Annotated in this window: 19 protein-coding genes; 10 read left to right on the top strand and 9 right to left on the bottom strand. The window is 43.5% G+C overall.

Annotated elements, in window-relative coordinates:
* The first annotated feature begins 183 nt into the window (after positions 1–183).
* From ACFSUO_RS13740 to ACFSUO_RS13755, 4 genes are all read left to right on the top strand, one after another.
* Complete coding sequence (locus ACFSUO_RS13740; protein ID WP_382395051.1) at positions 184–1,446, top strand: molybdopterin molybdotransferase MoeA; 1,263 nt, start codon at positions 184–186, stop codon at positions 1,444–1,446.
* 54 nt (positions 1,447–1,500) lie between these two features.
* The gene (moaA, locus tag ACFSUO_RS13745) at positions 1,501–2,523 is read left to right on the top strand and encodes a GTP 3',8-cyclase MoaA (RefSeq protein WP_382395053.1); all 1,023 of its coding nucleotides are present in this window, start codon (positions 1,501–1,503) and stop codon (positions 2,521–2,523) included.
* Between the two features lie 15 nt (positions 2,524–2,538).
* Complete coding sequence (locus ACFSUO_RS13750; RefSeq protein ID WP_382395055.1) at positions 2,539–2,949, top strand: YwpF-like family protein; 411 nt, start codon at positions 2,539–2,541, stop codon at positions 2,947–2,949.
* A gap of 253 nt (positions 2,950–3,202) precedes the next feature.
* Positions 3,203–4,564: a TrkH family potassium uptake protein gene (locus ACFSUO_RS13755; RefSeq protein WP_382395057.1), complete on the top strand. Its 1,362-nt coding sequence runs from the start codon at positions 3,203–3,205 to the stop codon at positions 4,562–4,564.
* A 118-nt stretch (positions 4,565–4,682) separates the two neighbouring features.
* Here the strand turns inward: ACFSUO_RS13755 and ACFSUO_RS13760 are convergent, their stop codons facing one another.
* From ACFSUO_RS13760 to ACFSUO_RS13775, 4 genes are all read right to left on the bottom strand, one after another.
* The gene (locus ACFSUO_RS13760) at positions 4,683–5,831 is read right to left on the bottom strand and encodes a S1C family serine protease (protein WP_382395059.1); all 1,149 of its coding nucleotides are present in this window, start codon (positions 5,829–5,831) and stop codon (positions 4,683–4,685) included.
* Between the two features lie 20 nt (positions 5,832–5,851).
* Positions 5,852–7,024: a zinc-ribbon domain-containing protein gene (locus tag ACFSUO_RS13765; protein WP_382395061.1), complete on the bottom strand. Its 1,173-nt coding sequence runs from the start codon at positions 7,022–7,024 to the stop codon at positions 5,852–5,854.
* Between the two features lie 541 nt (positions 7,025–7,565).
* Complete coding sequence (gene lepB, locus ACFSUO_RS13770; protein ID WP_382395063.1) at positions 7,566–8,090, bottom strand: signal peptidase I; 525 nt, start codon at positions 8,088–8,090, stop codon at positions 7,566–7,568.
* 37 nt (positions 8,091–8,127) lie between these two features.
* Entirely contained in the window at positions 8,128–8,484 is a 357-nt protein-coding gene (locus tag ACFSUO_RS13775) for a PilZ domain-containing protein (protein WP_382395065.1), read from the bottom strand.
* 94 nt (positions 8,485–8,578) lie between these two features.
* Here ACFSUO_RS13775 and ACFSUO_RS13780 point away from each other — a divergent pair, with 94 nt between their 5' ends.
* Entirely contained in the window at positions 8,579–8,755 is a 177-nt protein-coding gene (locus ACFSUO_RS13780; protein WP_382395067.1) for a Spo0E family sporulation regulatory protein-aspartic acid phosphatase, read from the top strand.
* Between the two features lie 488 nt (positions 8,756–9,243).
* Positions 9,244–9,387 carry an FbpB family small basic protein gene (locus ACFSUO_RS13785; RefSeq protein ID WP_382395069.1) on the top strand — a complete coding sequence of 48 codons (144 nt, stop codon included), beginning with the start codon at positions 9,244–9,246 and terminating at the stop codon, positions 9,385–9,387.
* A 147-nt stretch (positions 9,388–9,534) separates the two neighbouring features.
* Here the strand turns inward: ACFSUO_RS13785 and ric are convergent, their stop codons facing one another.
* Together ric and ACFSUO_RS13795 are read right to left on the bottom strand one after the other, a co-directional pair.
* On the bottom strand, positions 9,535–10,230 hold the full coding sequence (gene ric / locus ACFSUO_RS13790; protein ID WP_382395071.1) for an iron-sulfur cluster repair di-iron protein: 696 nt from the start codon (positions 10,228–10,230) through the stop codon (positions 9,535–9,537).
* A 75-nt stretch (positions 10,231–10,305) separates the two neighbouring features.
* Positions 10,306–11,199, bottom strand: a complete 894-nt coding sequence (locus ACFSUO_RS13795) for a DMT family transporter (RefSeq protein ID WP_382395073.1) — start codon at positions 11,197–11,199, stop codon at positions 10,306–10,308.
* 118 nt (positions 11,200–11,317) lie between these two features.
* On the opposite strand from ACFSUO_RS13795, the gene ACFSUO_RS13800 reads away from it, so the two are divergent.
* Positions 11,318–11,635 (top strand): hypothetical protein, encoded by a 318-nt coding sequence (locus tag ACFSUO_RS13800; protein WP_382395075.1) that lies wholly within the window; start codon positions 11,318–11,320, stop codon positions 11,633–11,635.
* A 19-nt stretch (positions 11,636–11,654) separates the two neighbouring features.
* On the opposite strand, the gene ACFSUO_RS13805 is transcribed toward ACFSUO_RS13800, so the two are convergent.
* The gene (locus tag ACFSUO_RS13805) at positions 11,655–12,146 is read right to left on the bottom strand and encodes a YkyB family protein (protein ID WP_382395077.1); all 492 of its coding nucleotides are present in this window, start codon (positions 12,144–12,146) and stop codon (positions 11,655–11,657) included.
* A gap of 146 nt (positions 12,147–12,292) precedes the next feature.
* The gene (locus ACFSUO_RS13810; protein ID WP_382395079.1) at positions 12,293–13,141 is read right to left on the bottom strand and encodes a metallophosphoesterase; all 849 of its coding nucleotides are present in this window, start codon (positions 13,139–13,141) and stop codon (positions 12,293–12,295) included.
* A gap of 175 nt (positions 13,142–13,316) precedes the next feature.
* Between ACFSUO_RS13810 and fadH the strand changes: the two genes are divergently transcribed.
* On the top strand, positions 13,317–14,084 hold the full coding sequence (gene fadH, locus ACFSUO_RS13815) for a 2,4-dienoyl-CoA reductase (protein ID WP_382395081.1): 768 nt from the start codon (positions 13,317–13,319) through the stop codon (positions 14,082–14,084).
* 61 nt (positions 14,085–14,145) lie between these two features.
* Here the strand turns inward: fadH and trhA are convergent, their stop codons facing one another.
* Positions 14,146–14,781 (bottom strand): PAQR family membrane homeostasis protein TrhA, encoded by a 636-nt coding sequence (gene trhA / locus ACFSUO_RS13820; RefSeq protein WP_382395083.1) that lies wholly within the window; start codon positions 14,779–14,781, stop codon positions 14,146–14,148.
* A 238-nt stretch (positions 14,782–15,019) separates the two neighbouring features.
* On the opposite strand from trhA, the gene cbpB reads away from it, so the two are divergent.
* Positions 15,020–15,457: a cyclic-di-AMP-binding protein CbpB gene (gene cbpB / locus ACFSUO_RS13825; protein WP_382395085.1), complete on the top strand. Its 438-nt coding sequence runs from the start codon at positions 15,020–15,022 to the stop codon at positions 15,455–15,457.
* A 350-nt stretch (positions 15,458–15,807) separates the two neighbouring features.
* Positions 15,808–16,059 carry a YkuS family protein gene (locus tag ACFSUO_RS13830; protein WP_382395087.1) on the top strand — a complete coding sequence of 84 codons (252 nt, stop codon included), beginning with the start codon at positions 15,808–15,810 and terminating at the stop codon, positions 16,057–16,059.
* Positions 16,060–16,174 lie beyond the last annotated feature (115 nt).

Raw genomic sequence — 16,174 nt, forward strand, 5'->3', positions numbered from 1 at the left:
TATGTAATTGCTTTCATTTTACTAAAGATTCATGAAAAATGTAATCCTGATTTTCCGATCCATGTTCACAATATGTTCAATTCACAACGATTATCAGCTATACCGGGGGCAATGATGATATCAATTTATGCCTGTTTTTGTTAAACTGAGGATAACGACTTGTTATGGAAGGTCTGATGTTTTATGGCAGAATTGCGAAAGCCTATTCCAGTTAAAGAGGCAATCGACCGTGTTTGGGAACAAAGGCGGGACGGGTATACAGAATATATCGCTATTACGGATTGTGACAATAGAAGACTCGCTGAAGATGTTGTTGCATCCCATCCTGTCCCGTCATTCCCTAAATCGCCTTATGACGGGTTTGCTATACGCTCGGAAGATACACAGGGGGCTGGACGGAATCAGCCTGTATCGTTTAAGGTCATTGAGCACATCGGGGCAGGTCAGGTACCGGAAAAACAGCTTCATAAAGGGGAGGCGACACGGATTATGACCGGTGCGCAAATCCCTGCTGGGGCGGACTGTATTACAATGTTTGAAATTTGTCAGACATATGAAAACGATGAACAGCCATATATGTCTATTAAACGCAAAATGGATTCGGGACAGAATATTATCGAGGAAGGCTCTGAAGTAGCCAAAGGAGAATTGCTGATACCAAAGGGGACAATTATTAACCCTGGTGTAAAAGCTGTTCTAGCGACATTTGGATATAGTGAAGTAAAAGTGAGCAAGAAACCGGTAGTTGGAATCATTGCTACAGGTACGGAGCTGCTTGATGTGGATGAGGAGCTGCAGCCTGGCAAAATACGCAATTCCAATGCGTACATGATAGCATCACAGATAACTCGTTCCGGTGCTGATTATCGTTATTTCGGCAAGCTTAAGGATGAATTCGAGGCGAGCTATGAAACGGTATTTAAAGCAATGGACGAAGTTGATATTCTGATTACGACTGGCGGTGTTTCGGTCGGTGACTTCGACTTTATGCCGGCTATCTACGACAAACTTGGTGCGGAAGTGCTGTTCAATAAAGTGGCCATGCGTCCGGGAAGTGTAACTACCGCAGCGGTGTTTGGTGATAAATTATTATACGGCCTTTCCGGAAACCCTTCTGCCTGCTACGTCGGGTTTGAACTGTTTGTCCGGCCTCTCTTGCAGCATAGCCTCAGCAACCAGAACCCTTTTTTGAGGCGGGTGAAGGCGGAGTTACTGGAGGAGTTTCCAAAGGCAAATCCATTTACACGGTTTGTCCGCAGCTCTGTCACATATGAAAATGGGCGGATTCATGTGCAGCCGTCGGGAATCGATAAATCCAATGTGGTGACGTCGCTGGCGTATGCAAATGCCCTGATGGTATTGCCAGGGGGCACACGCGGATTTAGAGCCGGTGATGAAGTAGAAGTGCTTTTGTTGGAAGACCAGGAAGGCCAGGGTGAATTTTAAACCTCAAAGTGCGGTTCAAAAAGAGGATAAGCAACCTCTAAAAGGAGTGGTTCTGTGGAACAAAAACCAGCACCAATTAAAGATCATTTTGGAAGAGTGCTCAAAGATCTCCGCATATCGGTAATTGATCAGTGCAATTTCCGGTGTACATACTGTATGCCAAAAGAAATATTTGGTGAGGATTACGTCTTTCTGTCTGAAGAGGAATTGCTCAGTTTTGATGAAATCATCCGGCTGGCAAAAGTGTTTGCCGAGCTTGGTGTGGAGAAAATCCGTATTACAGGCGGTGAGCCACTTATGCGCCGGGACCTTGATAAATTGATTGCAGAACTGGCCCGAATTCCCGGCATTAACGATATAGCATTGACAACCAATGGCGTTTTTCTGCCCAAGATGGCTAAAAAACTGAAAGCTGCTGGACTGGAGCGTGTGAATCTGAGTCTGGATGCGATCGATGATGAGGTCTTCAAGCAAATCAACGGCAAAGGAGTAGTGACCCGCCCTGTTTTAAAAGGGATTGAGGCTGCCAGAGAAGCTGGACTCCAGGTAAAAATCAATATGGTCGTCAAAAAAGGAATGAATGACAGTCAAATTTTGCCAATGGCGCGGTATTTCAAAGGAAAAGACATTATCCTTCGTTTTATAGAGTTTATGGATGTCGGAAACCATAATGGCTGGGATTTCAAACACGTCATTTCCAAAAAAGATATCATTAACAGGATTGATCAGGAAATGCCAATGGAGCCTGCAGAAGAGAATTATTACGGGGAAGTTGCGTCAAGATACCGCTATAAAGATGGGGAAGGCGAAATAGGGGTCATCTCCTCTGTTACCGATTCTTTCTGCGGAACATGCACACGAATCAGATTGTCTGCTGACGGGAAACTTTATACCTGTCTCTTTGCTTCAGATGGCTTTGATATACGGGGAAAACTGCGCGATGAACTGACCGATGATCAACTGCAGGAGGAACTAACCAACTTGTGGGGGAGACGGAAAGACCGCTACTCTGAAGAGCGCTCGGAAGAAACGCGCAAAAACCGGAAAAAAATTGAAATGTCCTATATCGGTGGCTGACAGGGGGGATGCGCAATGAAAACGTTCAAGCTCCGATCGCTGAAAGTTATTGATAATGATCATGCAGATATGCTGCAGAAGGATATCCCCTTGCTTGACGGTCTGATCATTAACCGTGAAGATGAACAGAACAGATGGGTTGTTGAGGCCTATCTTGAACAATCCCATAATGGATTCTTTCAGGATCTGCGCCACAGCGAAGAAGAAGTGCTGCTGCAGGTGAAAATAACGAAAGAAAGCAATGAGCCGGCCACATTCATCACGTCTATTATTGGGATAAATGACATTGGCAATCAAATCAATGTGCTTTTCATGGGAACTATCGTTGATCAACATAAAGAAATTATTGAAAAGAAACTGCAAGCGTTGATTGATGAGGGATATCAGGGTCAGTTATTGATGCAAAAATTTAAAGAAAAGATCTGAAAAAGGTTAGCCATGATGCCTAACCTTTCTTTATTACGTCAGAAAGCATTAAACTATGGCTGGTCTTATAAAAAAACTCGGTATTCGCTAAAGATAGGTGAATGCCGAGTTTTTCTAACCAATTCACTGGGTTAGTAAAAAGTCTGTTAAAATTTCCTGAAATAGAGGCAATCTATGGTTTTGCCTGCTATAATGTTATTAAGTTTTTCGGCGGTGAGCCGACATAATTAATATAGGCACCAAGGAGTACAATATGTTCAAGCATTCCATTTTCAGCTGGGTAAAACAACTATCCCCGGTACAAATGATTTTTTTATTCTATTTTATAGCGGTTATCGTGGCCACTGCTCTATTGGCGCTGCCGGCAGCGCACCAGGATGGGGTGAATCCGCCGTTCATTGACATTCTGTTCACCGCTGTCAGTGCACTTAGTGTGACGGGTCTGTCCACGCTGACCATTGCTGACACCTTCAGTACGACAGGGGTTGTTCTGCTTGCGATTGTCCTGCAGCTGGGCGGTGTGGGTGTCATGGCAATTGGAACGTTCATTTGGATGATTGTCGGAAAGAAAATCCGTATCAAAGAACGGCAGCTGATCATGGCCGACCAGAATCAGACCTCTTTCTCTGGAATTGTCCGGCTCGTCAGGGAAATACTGCTCGTCATTTTAACGATTGAGTTCATCGGATTCATCATTTTGGGGACATATTACCTCCAGTACTTTCCGACAGCAAAGGAAGCCTATTTTCAAGGCTTTTTTGGTGTGATCAGTGCAACAACAAACGGCGGATTTGATATAACCGGTGAATCACTGAAGCTGTTTAAAGATGATTATTTTGTCCAGTTCATCAATATGCTGCTGATCATTTTCGGGGCGATTGGCTATCCTGTCCTGATTGAAGTGAAAGAACATTTATTTGCAGGGGAAAAACAACGGGAAACGCTCCGCTTCTCGCTGTTCACCAAAATAACTACCCTGACGTTTCTCGCATTAATTGTTGTTGGCACATTATTTATTATGCTTTTGGATATTAGCGGGTTCTTTGCGGGTAAATCCTGGCATGAGGCACTGTTCTACTCTTTGTTCCAGTCCATTACAACGAGAAGTGCAGGGCTGACAACAATGGACGTGAGCCAGCTAAGTGAACCGAATCATTTGTTTATGTCAATCTTGATGATTATTGGTGCTTCCCCAAGCAGTGCAGGAGGAGGGATTCGGACAACTACCTTTGCCCTCGTTGTCATTTTTATTATTACATACGCGAGAGGAAAGGGAAATATCCGGATATTTAACCGTGAAGTGCATGAAGAGGATCTGATGAAAGCTGTGACCGTAACATTAATGGCGATTATTTTTGTTCTGACAGCGACCATCATTTTAAGCATTGTAGAACCTTTTGACCTGGCACAGATACTTTTCGAGGTGGCTTCTGCTTTTGGTACAGTAGGTCTGTCACTTGGAATAACGGGCGACCTGTCGTCCTTCAGCAAGATTATTATTATGATATTAATGTTCATCGGAAGAATAGGAATCCTTACGTTTTTATTCATCTTCAAAAGTAATAAAAAAGAAGGGAAATACCATTATCCAAAAGAGAAAATCATTATTGGATAAACGATGGTTTAAGGGGGAAGTTCGTGCCTATTGATGATGGCGGATAAGAGGCCTATCAATGCTAAAACCAGCTTGCACGAATCTATGTACAAGCTGGTTTGTCTGTTATCGTGCTAATTCATTCGCCATCGTCTGATGACTTGCTGATCTTCAGTATTTTGAGCTGATCGTTTTCGTGTCCGATGGTGAACACGTAGGTGAACGTTTCCTGTTTCGTTTCCTTTTCATTTGGCATGTTTTTTTCAGCTGTTACAGACAAGGACGTTTCCACTCTGCCGTCATCTGTGGCTTTACTTTCTAAGTCCGAGTACTCCAGGTTAACATAATGGATAAATCGCTCCCGGAAGTCAGAGTAGGATACGCCTGCCTGCATCTTGCTTCCGAGCAGGGTATAAGCCCCGACATAATCCCGCATGCTGATGCTTTCCAGAAAGTAGTCAGCAACATATTCCGCATCCTCCACGAGCTGCTCGGTGTTTTCTGTGCTGTCGATATCCTCTGTTTTTCCGAATTCCAGGTTTTCGTTTTTTGCTTCATTGGACCAGGTCGATAGCTGCTTGTGAACGTCATCGATAGGTATACTGAATCCAAGGGTGCCATCATTTGTGCCTACAGCATTTATCCCAATTACATTGCCGCTCTCTCGGCTGATCAGTGGTCCGCCGCTGTTGCCCTCCGTTATTTGGGCCGAAATCTGATAGGCGTTCTGGTATTCAAAGCCGTCAACGGTAAAATTACGTTCTGTTCCTGATATTATTCCAAGTGTGACGGTGTTCTGAAAGCCATGCGGACTTCCTAGGGAAATGACTTCATCACCTGTCTCCGCTTTTTTCTTTGTTTCGATATTCAGTGATTTCTGTCCGGCCAGCTGTGGCACTCGGATAACAGCTATATCTGTGCTTTCACCCGTCCCAACTACCGCCGCTGGGTAAATACGACCATTGGCAGTCCGGACATAAATGACGTCGGCATCATTGACAACGTGCGCGTTTGTAATAATGTCCCCTTTTTCGTTGAATAGAAATCCAGATCCAGTCACGGTCGTCTGCTCGCTCTGCCCCTCAATTTGTACAACACTTTTTTCAGCCGTATGAATGATGGATTTTAAGTCAAGTTCCTGGGTGGCTGTTTCCACTTTGCTGATAGCCGGGTTACTGACTTTGATATTATTAAATTGCCATTTATCATGTATAAGCACCAGGACAAAGGAGCCGGCTGCAACAAGAAAAATCGAGACGATGATCGGACCAAGCTGTTTTTTGTTCATATGTTCACCTCAACTTATCCCTATTGTGATTGGTCTGGATCCGTGTACCATTTAATCCGGTCCACATTAATGCTAATGTCTTTTTTCTTACGGTCAATATCATAATGTGTAAATTCAAATTCACCAGTTTCATCCGGATAAAGGGTGTCAGGATAGACGTAAACCTCGTTCGTTAAAAGAGCTTCACCGTTTGCTTCCAGGGAGTATTCAACCAGTATCGAATTTACCGGTATTGTTGCACCACTTTTCACTTTGCCTGTCACGGCCAATTTTGCTTTGTCACCACGTTCAGTACTAACGGAAACAAGTTCGATGGCCTCATTCTTGTTTAACTTCTTTTCCTTTTCTGCAGAATTGATGGCTTGTTCAATCCGCTGCCGCTGTGCTGTTTCAAAGGCTGTTTTTTCCTTATCAATCGTCGTTTTGAGACTAAGGAGTTTCTCGGAATCGGGTGCATACTTCAAGCCATCTTCTACAAGCAGCAGGGCATCCGAAAATTGGTTATTATTTAACTGTTCGCTTGCTTTTGAAAAAATATAGTCTACAATCTGTTCGCGGATGGAAGTCATCATCTCATCAGCCTCATCAGATTGGATTGCATCAGCCTCCCATAACAGAACTTTTAAATCATCGATGCCAGGGTCCTGGCTCAGTTTTTGTTCTAATTGGGCAAGTTTAATGCTGCCACGCTTGGCTGTAAGTTTGTCAATCAGTTGTGTAACGGCCTCACCGTTGTAATTCGTGATGCTGCTTTCCGCTTCGTTAATGAGCGACAATGCGTTCTGAAATTCCTTTTTTTCCAGCAGGCCTGTTGCTTTCTCCATGTCGTTTTTAATGCTTGCAGCTTTTTGTGCGAATTCAAGTGCATCTTTTGCCTGCTGGAAGCTCTGATCATGGCTAATTGACTGCTCCAATGAGTCGACTGCCTCCGTATAGTTACCTTCCATGGCATGAGCCTCTGCTTTTTGGTACATTTCGGCAGCCTTTGCTGATTGATTCTGTAAAAAGATATAATAGAGGCCCGAAACCAAAAGGAAGAGAGCGAAAATGGCTATCGGGATATACCAGTAATTGTTGAATGACTTTTTCGTTTTAAGACGTTCTTGTCTGTCTGCAGGCAGCTTTTTGCCGCAATTCAGACAATATTCTTCATCATCCAGAACTTTTGTACCGCAATATGGGCAATGATGCATGGTTATACCTGCTTTCGTCTGTCTTCTTATTGATGGCGCTGTCTGTTGCCAGCAAGTTATTTGTTTTTTTATTTTACCACATTTTCGCTTTATTTTGGATGGGGGAATTGGTATGATAGAAATGAAGAGAATATGTTGTGTAAGCTTATATAGGTATTGCGTAAAGGAGGTATACGTACATGGAAGTGTGGGAAACCGTTTTTGGCGTCGTTTGCTTTGGATTGCTTGTGCTTAATATTGGCTATTGCATCTTTGATAATGAATAATGCAGTATATTACTGCAGACAGCATGATAAGGGCCAGACAAGCAGACGTGGCCAATTATCCGCAATCGGGAAAAGTCAACTGATGCTGATTTTTGCTTCTGGATGTCTGCCCCTTACACTTTTTCACGCATTAATAGGCTGTAAAACCCACCTCTAAACGTGGGGAAGCCGGAAACGTGAGGTGGGGGATAAACAGCCCGTAAATTCCTGATTCGTTCAACTAACAATCAGTGGGAGATAAAAAATTCCCATCAATTGAAGTTTCACATTATCACTTACTTCGTCAAAGACCATTCGTTAAAAGGGAAAATGACAAACTCCGATTTTCCAATAATCTCACTCTCTCGTATGAAGCCCAGTCCATTTCTGCTGTCCTTGCTTATTGCCCGGTTGTCACCCATCACGAAATAACTGTTTTCTGGGATCTTGATAGGACCAAAACGGCCAGTGCTTTGAAGCCGCTCATTGCTGGTGAATGCCTGTTCATATGCTTTACCGTCAATATATAACGCGCCGTTTTTCACTGCTATGGTTTCTTCCGGCATGCCTATAACCCGTTTGACATAATTTTTTAATGGTTTTTTTATGATCACGATGTCCCCACGTTCAGGTTCATTGAACAGGTAGGTGAATTTGTTAAAGAGAACTGTTTCTCCGTCTTCAAGGGTGGGTTCCATACTTTCACCGTCAACAACCGATGTTGCAAATACGAATGTCCGGAGAAATAACGCCAGTATGACCGCAATCAGGATGGCTTTACCCCATTCCAGCCACTCGTTTTTCTTTTTTTCTTTTTCCACTTGAAAACATCCTTTCCTGCTGCTGTGATGAATAAGCCTATTTGTTGTACCTCTCCTGTTTGGCAATGCGCTTCAGCTCTGAAGTCATTCTCTCTCTGTATTCGTCACCTGTATCCAGATGCAGCCCAAGCTCCAATGACTGGTGGAACCTTTTGACCCATGCAATGGTGCCAGGTGAGTGGAAGTAGGATGAATTCAGATGAAATAAAAGCGAGATTCTGGTATGTTCCTGCAGGCTCATAGCATCTGGGCAGGATACCTTGGCACCGTAGCTGCTCACATCATGTATTTGTACATTTGCGGTCACGGTATTGCCTATTTCTGTTTTGGACAACTTTCCGTCAATCGGCTGCCTGAATACAAAACGATAGGACTCATTTCGTTTAAAGTACATTTGGATCCCCCCTCTGCCAGTTGAAACTTGTCATTTTTTGTTGTGATATGCTACAGTAAAATAGGTTGTAGAAGGAGGTGCAAGAGCATTCACCATGTGTGCAGAAAAGCTTTTAAAACGTATCGAATGTTTGCGTAATGAAATGACTGCAGTTGCTATGGAAAAAGGTTTTACAAGCGACGAGTCTATTATGCTAAGCCAGGAATTGGACAAGCTATTGAACTTTTACGAGTCAATGAAAAGTCAGAACGCAGCTGAAAAAGTAAAGTAGCACAGCCGGATGCTTGTTAAATTATGGCTTCTTTCTTCAAATAGGATTCAAGACGATGAAGCCCTTCCTTAATTCTATTCATGCTGTAAGCATAGGAGAGCCTCATATATCCTTCCCCCAATGGAAGAAAACGAACTCCCTGAAACCAATGCAACTTTTTCTTTCCGTACTAAATCTATCCCTAGCTGAAAAGATGATTAATTGCCAGCGGGAAATGCCGGAAAGGTGAAAATGCTCCGTCCGGTTTATTGACCGCAAGCCCCATGTTTTTAAACGGGATGCTTTTGCCTGTAAGTATCACGCATGACAGCCGGGACCGCCCGGCCCTTCCTGATCATATACTAGCTCACTGTATAATTGCTATTCGCAGTCGGCCGCATACAGGTACCTCCGTTGATAAAATGTTATAAAATGTTCAAACAATTTTGATTTGCAAGGTAAGATTTAGGGTATACTATAATGGAACACAAATAAAGGAGTGCATAATCATGCGTCCGAAATATCAGAATTTTGAAGACTTAGTAAAACAAAATAAGCAGGAGCTCTTGGAAGACGATAAAAAAATAAGACAAATTGAGTATCGTCTTGATGAAAGAGTCGTTAAACAAAACGCCGATACAATGGAACGTTAAATCTTTCATTCATCATAACATAAAGTCCACTGGATGAACCATTTTCGGAATAATAAAAAAGCAGGGATGCACTAGGATTGCTCCCTGCTTTTTTCTGTGATGAAACCGGCGGTGCACCCGCCGCATATCCGGAAATTCGGATTGTAATCACCCCAAATTTTTAAACAGTACGTGGTTTTCGAGGTGGATGTGCTGGAATGTGTCTGCCTCGAGATCTGCCAGGCGTGCATAAGTGATGCGGTAGGAGTTGCATGCATCTGCCGGTGGTTCAAATCCGTTCGTGATTTCGCGCATCCGCTTCAGAATGTTTCCTGATGCATCATGCTCATCTTCCAGTCCGCCATTAGCTTCGTGAATCTTTTGCAGCAATTCATCGTTTGGATTTTCTTCATATTGCTTAATCAGTGGAAAAACTTCTTCCTCTTCTTTCATTGTATGCTCTTCCATGTCCACTTTAAAATCGTTGTAGAGACGGTGCAGCTCTTTTAAATGCGGATGGTTTTGGCCGTGTACACGGAAAATTTTTGAAACAAATTTTCCTAATGCCGGAAGCTCCTCCTGTAAATAGGCATGGTGTGTATGGACGATATGGTCCATAATGTCACTTGCCGATACAGCATCCCAGTCAACGGTTTTATGATCTTCTTTCTGCCAGTCTTTGTAGGCATCGTTCAACGCATTCATAACAGCCGCTTCATCCAAATTTCGCTCTTTACACACGTCGCCCAAAGGCCGGTCACCACCGCAGCAAAAGTCGATCCGGTTGCGTTTGAACAGATCACTCGCTTTTGGAAACACTTTCACGATTTCGGCCGGTTTATGATCAATGGTAAATTCAATCATTGTCAATCCCTCCTAATGATTAAGCTTACATTCACTATATCGGGTTTCTTTCATGTATGTCGTGATGGATATCACTTATGGCAATCTTTTTCGGGGCATTTCCGGGAAAACTTGTATGAAGATGACGGCGCCAATAATGCAGGCCATTCCGGCCATCTGGTTGACAGTAAATGGCTCCTGAAACAGGAATATGCCGATCAATGCCGCAACCACTGGCTCAACGGTTGTCAGGATGGAAGCCTTGGATGCTTCGGTCTGGTTGAGGCCATATGTATAAATAATATATGCGAATGCTGTTGGTAAAAAGCCTAACCCGGCCGCATAAAACAGGATAGTCGGGTCCGTTAGCAGGTGCATTTTTTCCTCATAGGGAAAAAACGGCAACAGAAAAACAGCGGCAACGATAAAGGTGAATTGAGTAATTGAAAGACTTGAATATTTCTTGAGCGCAAATTTACTGAAGATGCTGTAAAGCGCATACCCAAAGCCTGAACCGAGTCCGAATAGAACACTAGCGAGCTGGAAAGTCTCCAGGTTGAGCGGAATCAGGCCGACGACCAGTGCAACGCCAGCAAGCGTGACAATCAGTGATACGATTTTTGGTTTTGTCAGCGGTTCCTTAAACAGTAAAAATGATAATACAGTGACAAAGGCAGGTCCTGTATAAAGCAATGCCGTCGCTGTCGGTATGGTAGACAGATTAATGGCCGTGAACATACAGAAGTTAAAGAAAACAATGCTAAAAATACCTGTACCGATAAAATAGCCAATATCACGGAAGGAAGTCAGTTTTAATTTATTCGGTGCCCTCACAGCCTGGTAGATTACTAGCAGCAATGCCGCGGATGTCACACGCAATGTTACTACTTCCATCGGTGTGAAGCCATACGAATATAAATTTTTTACATACCAGCCAATCGTTCCCCACAGGGATGCTCCCAGCAGAATATAGGTGAATGCTTTATTCAATGTAAAACCCCCCCAGCCAAAATTATTGTTTTTGCTATTATAGCAGACATGTTCAAGTATAATACGGAATCAGTTCGTCTATGTTGGGTATTAAGGATTGAAAAAGGAGATGGTTACAATGATGGAGAAACTGGGGGGGTTCCTGGCAGAAATTAATGCTGCCTACGTTTATATTTTTATCGCTATTATTGCTGTTTATCTCATTATCCGCCCAGTTACCAGATGGGCTGTTACAACAAAAACAACGAAATTCCTGAATTACATGGTGAGCAGCCTGGTGATGCTCGTGCTGATATTGTCCGGGATTGTGCTGACGACCGTTTTCGACAAAGTACTGCTGTCGGCCGTAATGCACTGTCTAGCTTTTTTCGGTGTGATCTTGGCTATCGCACATGTCCTTCAACAAATCTTACGGAATAAAAAGAAGCGCGTCTGATCGTAGAACGCGCTCTATTTTAATAACGTGACCTGGAGTTTCTCCGTGTCTTCTTTGCTGGCCAGTCTATCTTACCGAGGGATGATGGGGTGAAACAGGCAGATTTATAGTTTCTTCCGGTAGAATGACGCTGTTTCGGCGGCTTCCAGTCAATATAACGGTAGATGATTTTTTTGGCTTGTGACAGGGACATCTTTGCCGGGGGATTCCGGTAGTGCTTGTCCAGCTCACCTAAATGACTCAGCTGTTTGAAGTCTTCTTTCGCTGGGGGAATATGGAAGAAATAGTCTCCCACCTTAACTAAAAGGGTCGAATGCTGATTGCTTAATTTAGGGTGGTTCGAAAAGTGCAGTCCTATTTTTTCGGCGCGGTTCTCTTTCAGAAGCCGGTTAATGGATTCCTTCTTGATATAATAGAGATGCCGGGGTTCTGGAGCTGTTTTGGCATGGCGGTTGATGGTAAACAATGCCTTTGCCAGTTCATTGAGTGGAATGAAAGTTTTCTGACTCATTTATAATTCCTCCTTTCTTATTTATATGAAATGGTTTGCACTTACTAATAGCCTACCGCATAGCCTGTCTTATTTCAATATGCATGCATTGTTTTGGGGAAATTTCGCAAGTATATTAAGAATCGCCCGGTTGTGAGAGTGCTCCCTTAGGATTTTAGCTGGAACACATGGATCTCCGGTTTGCACAGGAATCGATACGGCAGACGGGTAGTGCCAATGCCACGGTTTACATACAATGTCAGGTTGTTCTCTTGAAAGGTGTGTTTCCCCTGCACATATTTTTGTGCATAAAGCGGGGTATACAGGTGGCCAATGAATGGAAAACGCACTTGCCCACCATGGCTATGTCCCGAAAGCTGTACATCAACTGGGAATTGAATCGTGTTATCTGCATAATCCGGTTCATGTGCAAGCAGTATCGTGAAAGCCTCGGCGTCTGCATCTTTTAAGGCTGACTCAAGATCTGGCCTGCCCAGCATAACATCATCAATTCCTGCCAGCACAACTTGTCCGCTGTTGTGCTCGATGGATGTATGCGAGTTTTTCAATAATTGGAACCCAGCCTTATCCATGACATTTTTAACAATATCGGTACCATAGCCTCCATGATCATGATTCCCGTAAATCCAGTACTTACCGTAGTTTGCTTGAAGCTTTTCCAAAATCTGGATTAGTTCATTATTCCAGTGATAGGTGTGTGGTTCATCAACCAGGTCACCAGTAAAAACAATCAAGTCAGGATGTTCATCATTTATTTTATCAACCAGCTTCGAAAACTGATCAAGGGAATAGTGAAATCCAATATGTGTATCCGAAAATTGGATGATTTTAAAACCGTCGAAAGCAACGGGGATTTTGGCTGATGCAAGTTCTTCTTCATGAATGGAGAGCATCCGGGGTTCCACATCGCGCGCATAATAATATGTCCCACCACCTACACCAAATATTGCTGCCAGGCTTCCAATTGCTCGTTTTAGAAATGTGCGTCTGTTCATTGTTATCTGCCTTTCAGGTATTAGCATTTAGCCTGGTATAATCATAACCTATTTTTCGTGGACAGGAAATATGCCGGAGCAAAAAATACGGGCTTTTTACAAGTGACTATTATTTTGACTTTTTAGATACTTGGGGTTATGCTGAAGCTAGAGATACTGAAAAGTGGGGGATATCGTGGAAAATAAAACAGTCATAGTTACTGGTGCATCCAGTGGCATGGGGAAGCAGATGGCAAAAAAATTTAGTGCTGAAGGGGCGAATGTCGTCCTGACTGGCCGAAATGAAGAACGGCTTAACGAGGCCAAGGAAGAGTTGACAACAATCGCAAAAGGTGACCTTTCTACTGTCGTGATGGACGTCCGTAAGCCTGCAGATGTTGAGCGAATGATCGAGGAGACGGTAGAAACATTCGGAGGTTTGGATTATCTTGTTAACAATGCAGCTGGAAATTTTGTTGCCCCGGCAGAGGAATTATCCGTCAATGGCTGGAATGCTGTCATTGATATTGTACTGAATGGAACGTTCTACTGCAGCCGTGCAGCAGGGAAATACTGGATGGATAACGGGATACCGGGCGCAATACTGAATATGACTGCTACTTATGCATGGAATGCGGGGGCTGGTGTTGCCCACTCATCCGCTGCTAAGGCCGGAGTGCTCAACCTGACACGTACATTGGCCGTCGAATGGGGATCGAAATACGGAATCCGGGTGAATGCGATAGCACCAGGTCCGATTGAACGGACAGGCGGGTCAGAAAAATTGTTCCAGTCGAAAAAAGCGGCAGAACGCACGGTCAATTCTGTGCCATTAAAACGACTTGGAACCCCGGAAGAAATTGCGGAACTTGCTCATTTTCTGCTGTCTGATAAAGCTGCCTATATCAACGGGGAAGTTGTCACCATGGATGGAGGGCAATGGCTCAACCAGTACCCTTTCTGAACAGCCGCGGGCCAGGGTGCCTGTGTCTGTTTATTCACAGGCACAAGGGAAGTGGATATGTTCAGATAACATAATAAAAGATGCAGAAGAAATGAAATGCTGACCCCGCCATTACGAAAATGTGCCAGATTGCATGGTGAAAGTAAAATCCCCGCCACAAATAAAAGACAGTTCCAAATGTATAAAACAGGCCACCGGCAATTAACAGAACAACGCCATTTTCATGCATGGCTGCTGTCAGCGGATTCCATATAAACACTATGAGCCAGCCCATCAAAATATAGAAGAACGTTGACAAAATAAGGAACCGGCTGATGAAAAAAATTTTAAACAGGACGCCTGTCACAGCAATTCCCCATACAATTGCTAGCATTTTCCATCCTAGATTGCCCGGCATTTGCAGCAGCAGGAACGGTGTATAGGTTCCGGCGATAAACAGATATATAGAAGCGTGATCAGCAATTTTGAAGAATTCTTTCCACTTTCCTTTTGGCAGACTGTGTACAATGGTAGAAGTCAAATACATTAGGAACATGGTACCGCCAAAAACAAAAACGGAAATGAACCGGCGCCAGTCCCCGCTCCATGATGCATCACCAGCGAGTAAAACAAGCCCAGCGATGCTTAACAATGCACCTGCCCCATGAGTGGTTGCATGAATAACCTCTTCTTTCTTTGTATATGTGTACAGTTGCATTTCCCTCTTGCCTCTTTTTTATTTGATATATCTTCAGTGTATACAAAGTCAATTTGTCCGGTGACAACCGAACTTCTTGGAAATAGGATATGGAAAAGGTACAAAGCTATTCAACATGAAAAGATGTTTCCTTCGCTTTCATATGGTAAACTGTACATATGGATAAAATGAACCAACTCCTTTTATTAGCGTAAAATAGTATAGAGCACTTTAAGTAATGGAGAAGGAGCGTTTTCATATGAGTGCAACACAAGACAAAAAGTTAACGGATATTGTTGTTGATGATTTGATGATTTCCTCAGAGAAGGTGGCACATGTACAGCTGAATAATCCGCTGGAGCATGCTTTATTGATCTTAGTGAAGTCAGGGTATTCAGCTGTTCCGGTTTTGGACTCATCTTATAAACTTGCCGGAACGATAGGCAAAACGCGAATTTTAAATGCAGTATTGGGTCTGGAACGGTTTGAAACGGAAAAATTATCGGATATGCGCGTACACGAAGCAATGAATACTGATATCCCGTGTTTATCGAGGTCGGACTCTTTTATGGACGGGTTAAAGGCAGTAACTAACTATCCATTTGTATGTGTCGCGGATGAAGAAAATCATTTTGACGGGATTCTGACAAGGCGTGTCATTCTGAAACAGTTCAAAAGGGATTACTATACAAAGTGATGCTTGATTGGCATGACTAAACAAGCTGCCGGCAATTGCTATAAGGTGTTTGCCATAAGCTATCTTCAGTGAGGGCTGCCTGTTGCGAGTGCCGGATTCGTTTGATTAGTTAGGCTGTTAATACATAAAAAAGAAAAGAAATTCCAGGCATCATGTTTTTGCTTGGAGTGGATTCGCCGTCTGGCCTGCACAGTTCGCAGCTAAAGCCCGATGAACCGTCACTTGAAACAGGTGTCCGCGCTGCTTTGGCTAAGATAAACGCCATTTCTGCCCAATAATGCGTCGTATACTTTCTCCAGAATGGACAAAACTAGGGTCGAACATTTTGCTGACTGGAGGAGGTATATACAATGGCACGAATTGGTGTGGAAGAAACGCTGACAGATGTCAAGGAAGCCTTGGCAGAAATGGGGCACCAGGTCATTGATCTGCATTCGGAAGAGGATACCGGCTATTGTGACTGCTGTGTTATTTCAGGACAGGATAAAGATGTCATGGGTATGTCAACGGCAAGCATCGCCGGTCCCGTCATTAATGCTGATGGTCAGAATGCCCAAGAAGTCTGTCAGATGGTCAATGACCGGTTAAATACAAATCAATAGGGAAATAAGAAAAGCTTCGGTCTATTGCCCAATGGCATGACCGAAGCTTTTTTGTGCGACGGGCAGTCGCACCTAGTGTAGATTACTACACTGAACTAACTTTTAAAGGATTAGA

Origin of the sequence: Lentibacillus juripiscarius (assembly GCF_042685205.1) — a bacterium.
GTDB lineage: Bacteria > Bacillota > Bacilli > Bacillales > Amphibacillaceae > Lentibacillus > Lentibacillus juripiscarius.

Excerpts from the sequence above, each read along its gene's own strand:
- ACFSUO_RS13800 (WP_382395075.1), top strand. The coding sequence starts at position 11,318 with ATGATGGAGAAACTGGGGGGGTTCCTGGCAGAAATTAATGCTGCCTAC.
- ACFSUO_RS13755 (WP_382395057.1), top strand. The coding sequence starts at position 3,203 with ATGTTCAAGCATTCCATTTTCAGCTGGGTAAAACAACTATCCCCGGTA.
- cbpB (WP_382395085.1), top strand. The coding sequence starts at position 15,020 with ATGAGTGCAACACAAGACAAAAAGTTAACGGATATTGTTGTTGATGAT.
- ACFSUO_RS13805 (WP_382395077.1), bottom strand. The coding sequence starts at position 12,146 with ATGAGTCAGAAAACTTTCATTCCACTCAATGAACTGGCAAAGGCATTG.
- ACFSUO_RS13760 (WP_382395059.1), bottom strand. The coding sequence starts at position 5,831 with ATGAACAAAAAACAGCTTGGTCCGATCATCGTCTCGATTTTTCTTGTT.
- ACFSUO_RS13830 (WP_382395087.1), top strand. The coding sequence starts at position 15,808 with ATGGCACGAATTGGTGTGGAAGAAACGCTGACAGATGTCAAGGAAGCC.
- ACFSUO_RS13775 (WP_382395065.1), bottom strand. The coding sequence starts at position 8,484 with ATGTACTTTAAACGAAATGAGTCCTATCGTTTTGTATTCAGGCAGCCG.
- ACFSUO_RS13740 (WP_382395051.1), top strand. The coding sequence starts at position 184 with ATGGCAGAATTGCGAAAGCCTATTCCAGTTAAAGAGGCAATCGACCGT.
- ACFSUO_RS13785 (WP_382395069.1), top strand. The coding sequence starts at position 9,244 with ATGCGTCCGAAATATCAGAATTTTGAAGACTTAGTAAAACAAAATAAG.
- ACFSUO_RS13765 (WP_382395061.1), bottom strand. The coding sequence starts at position 7,024 with ATGCATCATTGCCCATATTGCGGTACAAAAGTTCTGGATGATGAAGAA.
- ACFSUO_RS13810 (WP_382395079.1), bottom strand. The coding sequence starts at position 13,141 with ATGAACAGACGCACATTTCTAAAACGAGCAATTGGAAGCCTGGCAGCA.
- ACFSUO_RS13750 (WP_382395055.1), top strand. The coding sequence starts at position 2,539 with ATGAAAACGTTCAAGCTCCGATCGCTGAAAGTTATTGATAATGATCAT.
- ric (WP_382395071.1), bottom strand. The coding sequence starts at position 10,230 with ATGATTGAATTTACCATTGATCATAAACCGGCCGAAATCGTGAAAGTG.
- ACFSUO_RS13780 (WP_382395067.1), top strand. The coding sequence starts at position 8,579 with ATGTGTGCAGAAAAGCTTTTAAAACGTATCGAATGTTTGCGTAATGAA.
- trhA (WP_382395083.1), bottom strand. The coding sequence starts at position 14,781 with ATGCAACTGTACACATATACAAAGAAAGAAGAGGTTATTCATGCAACC.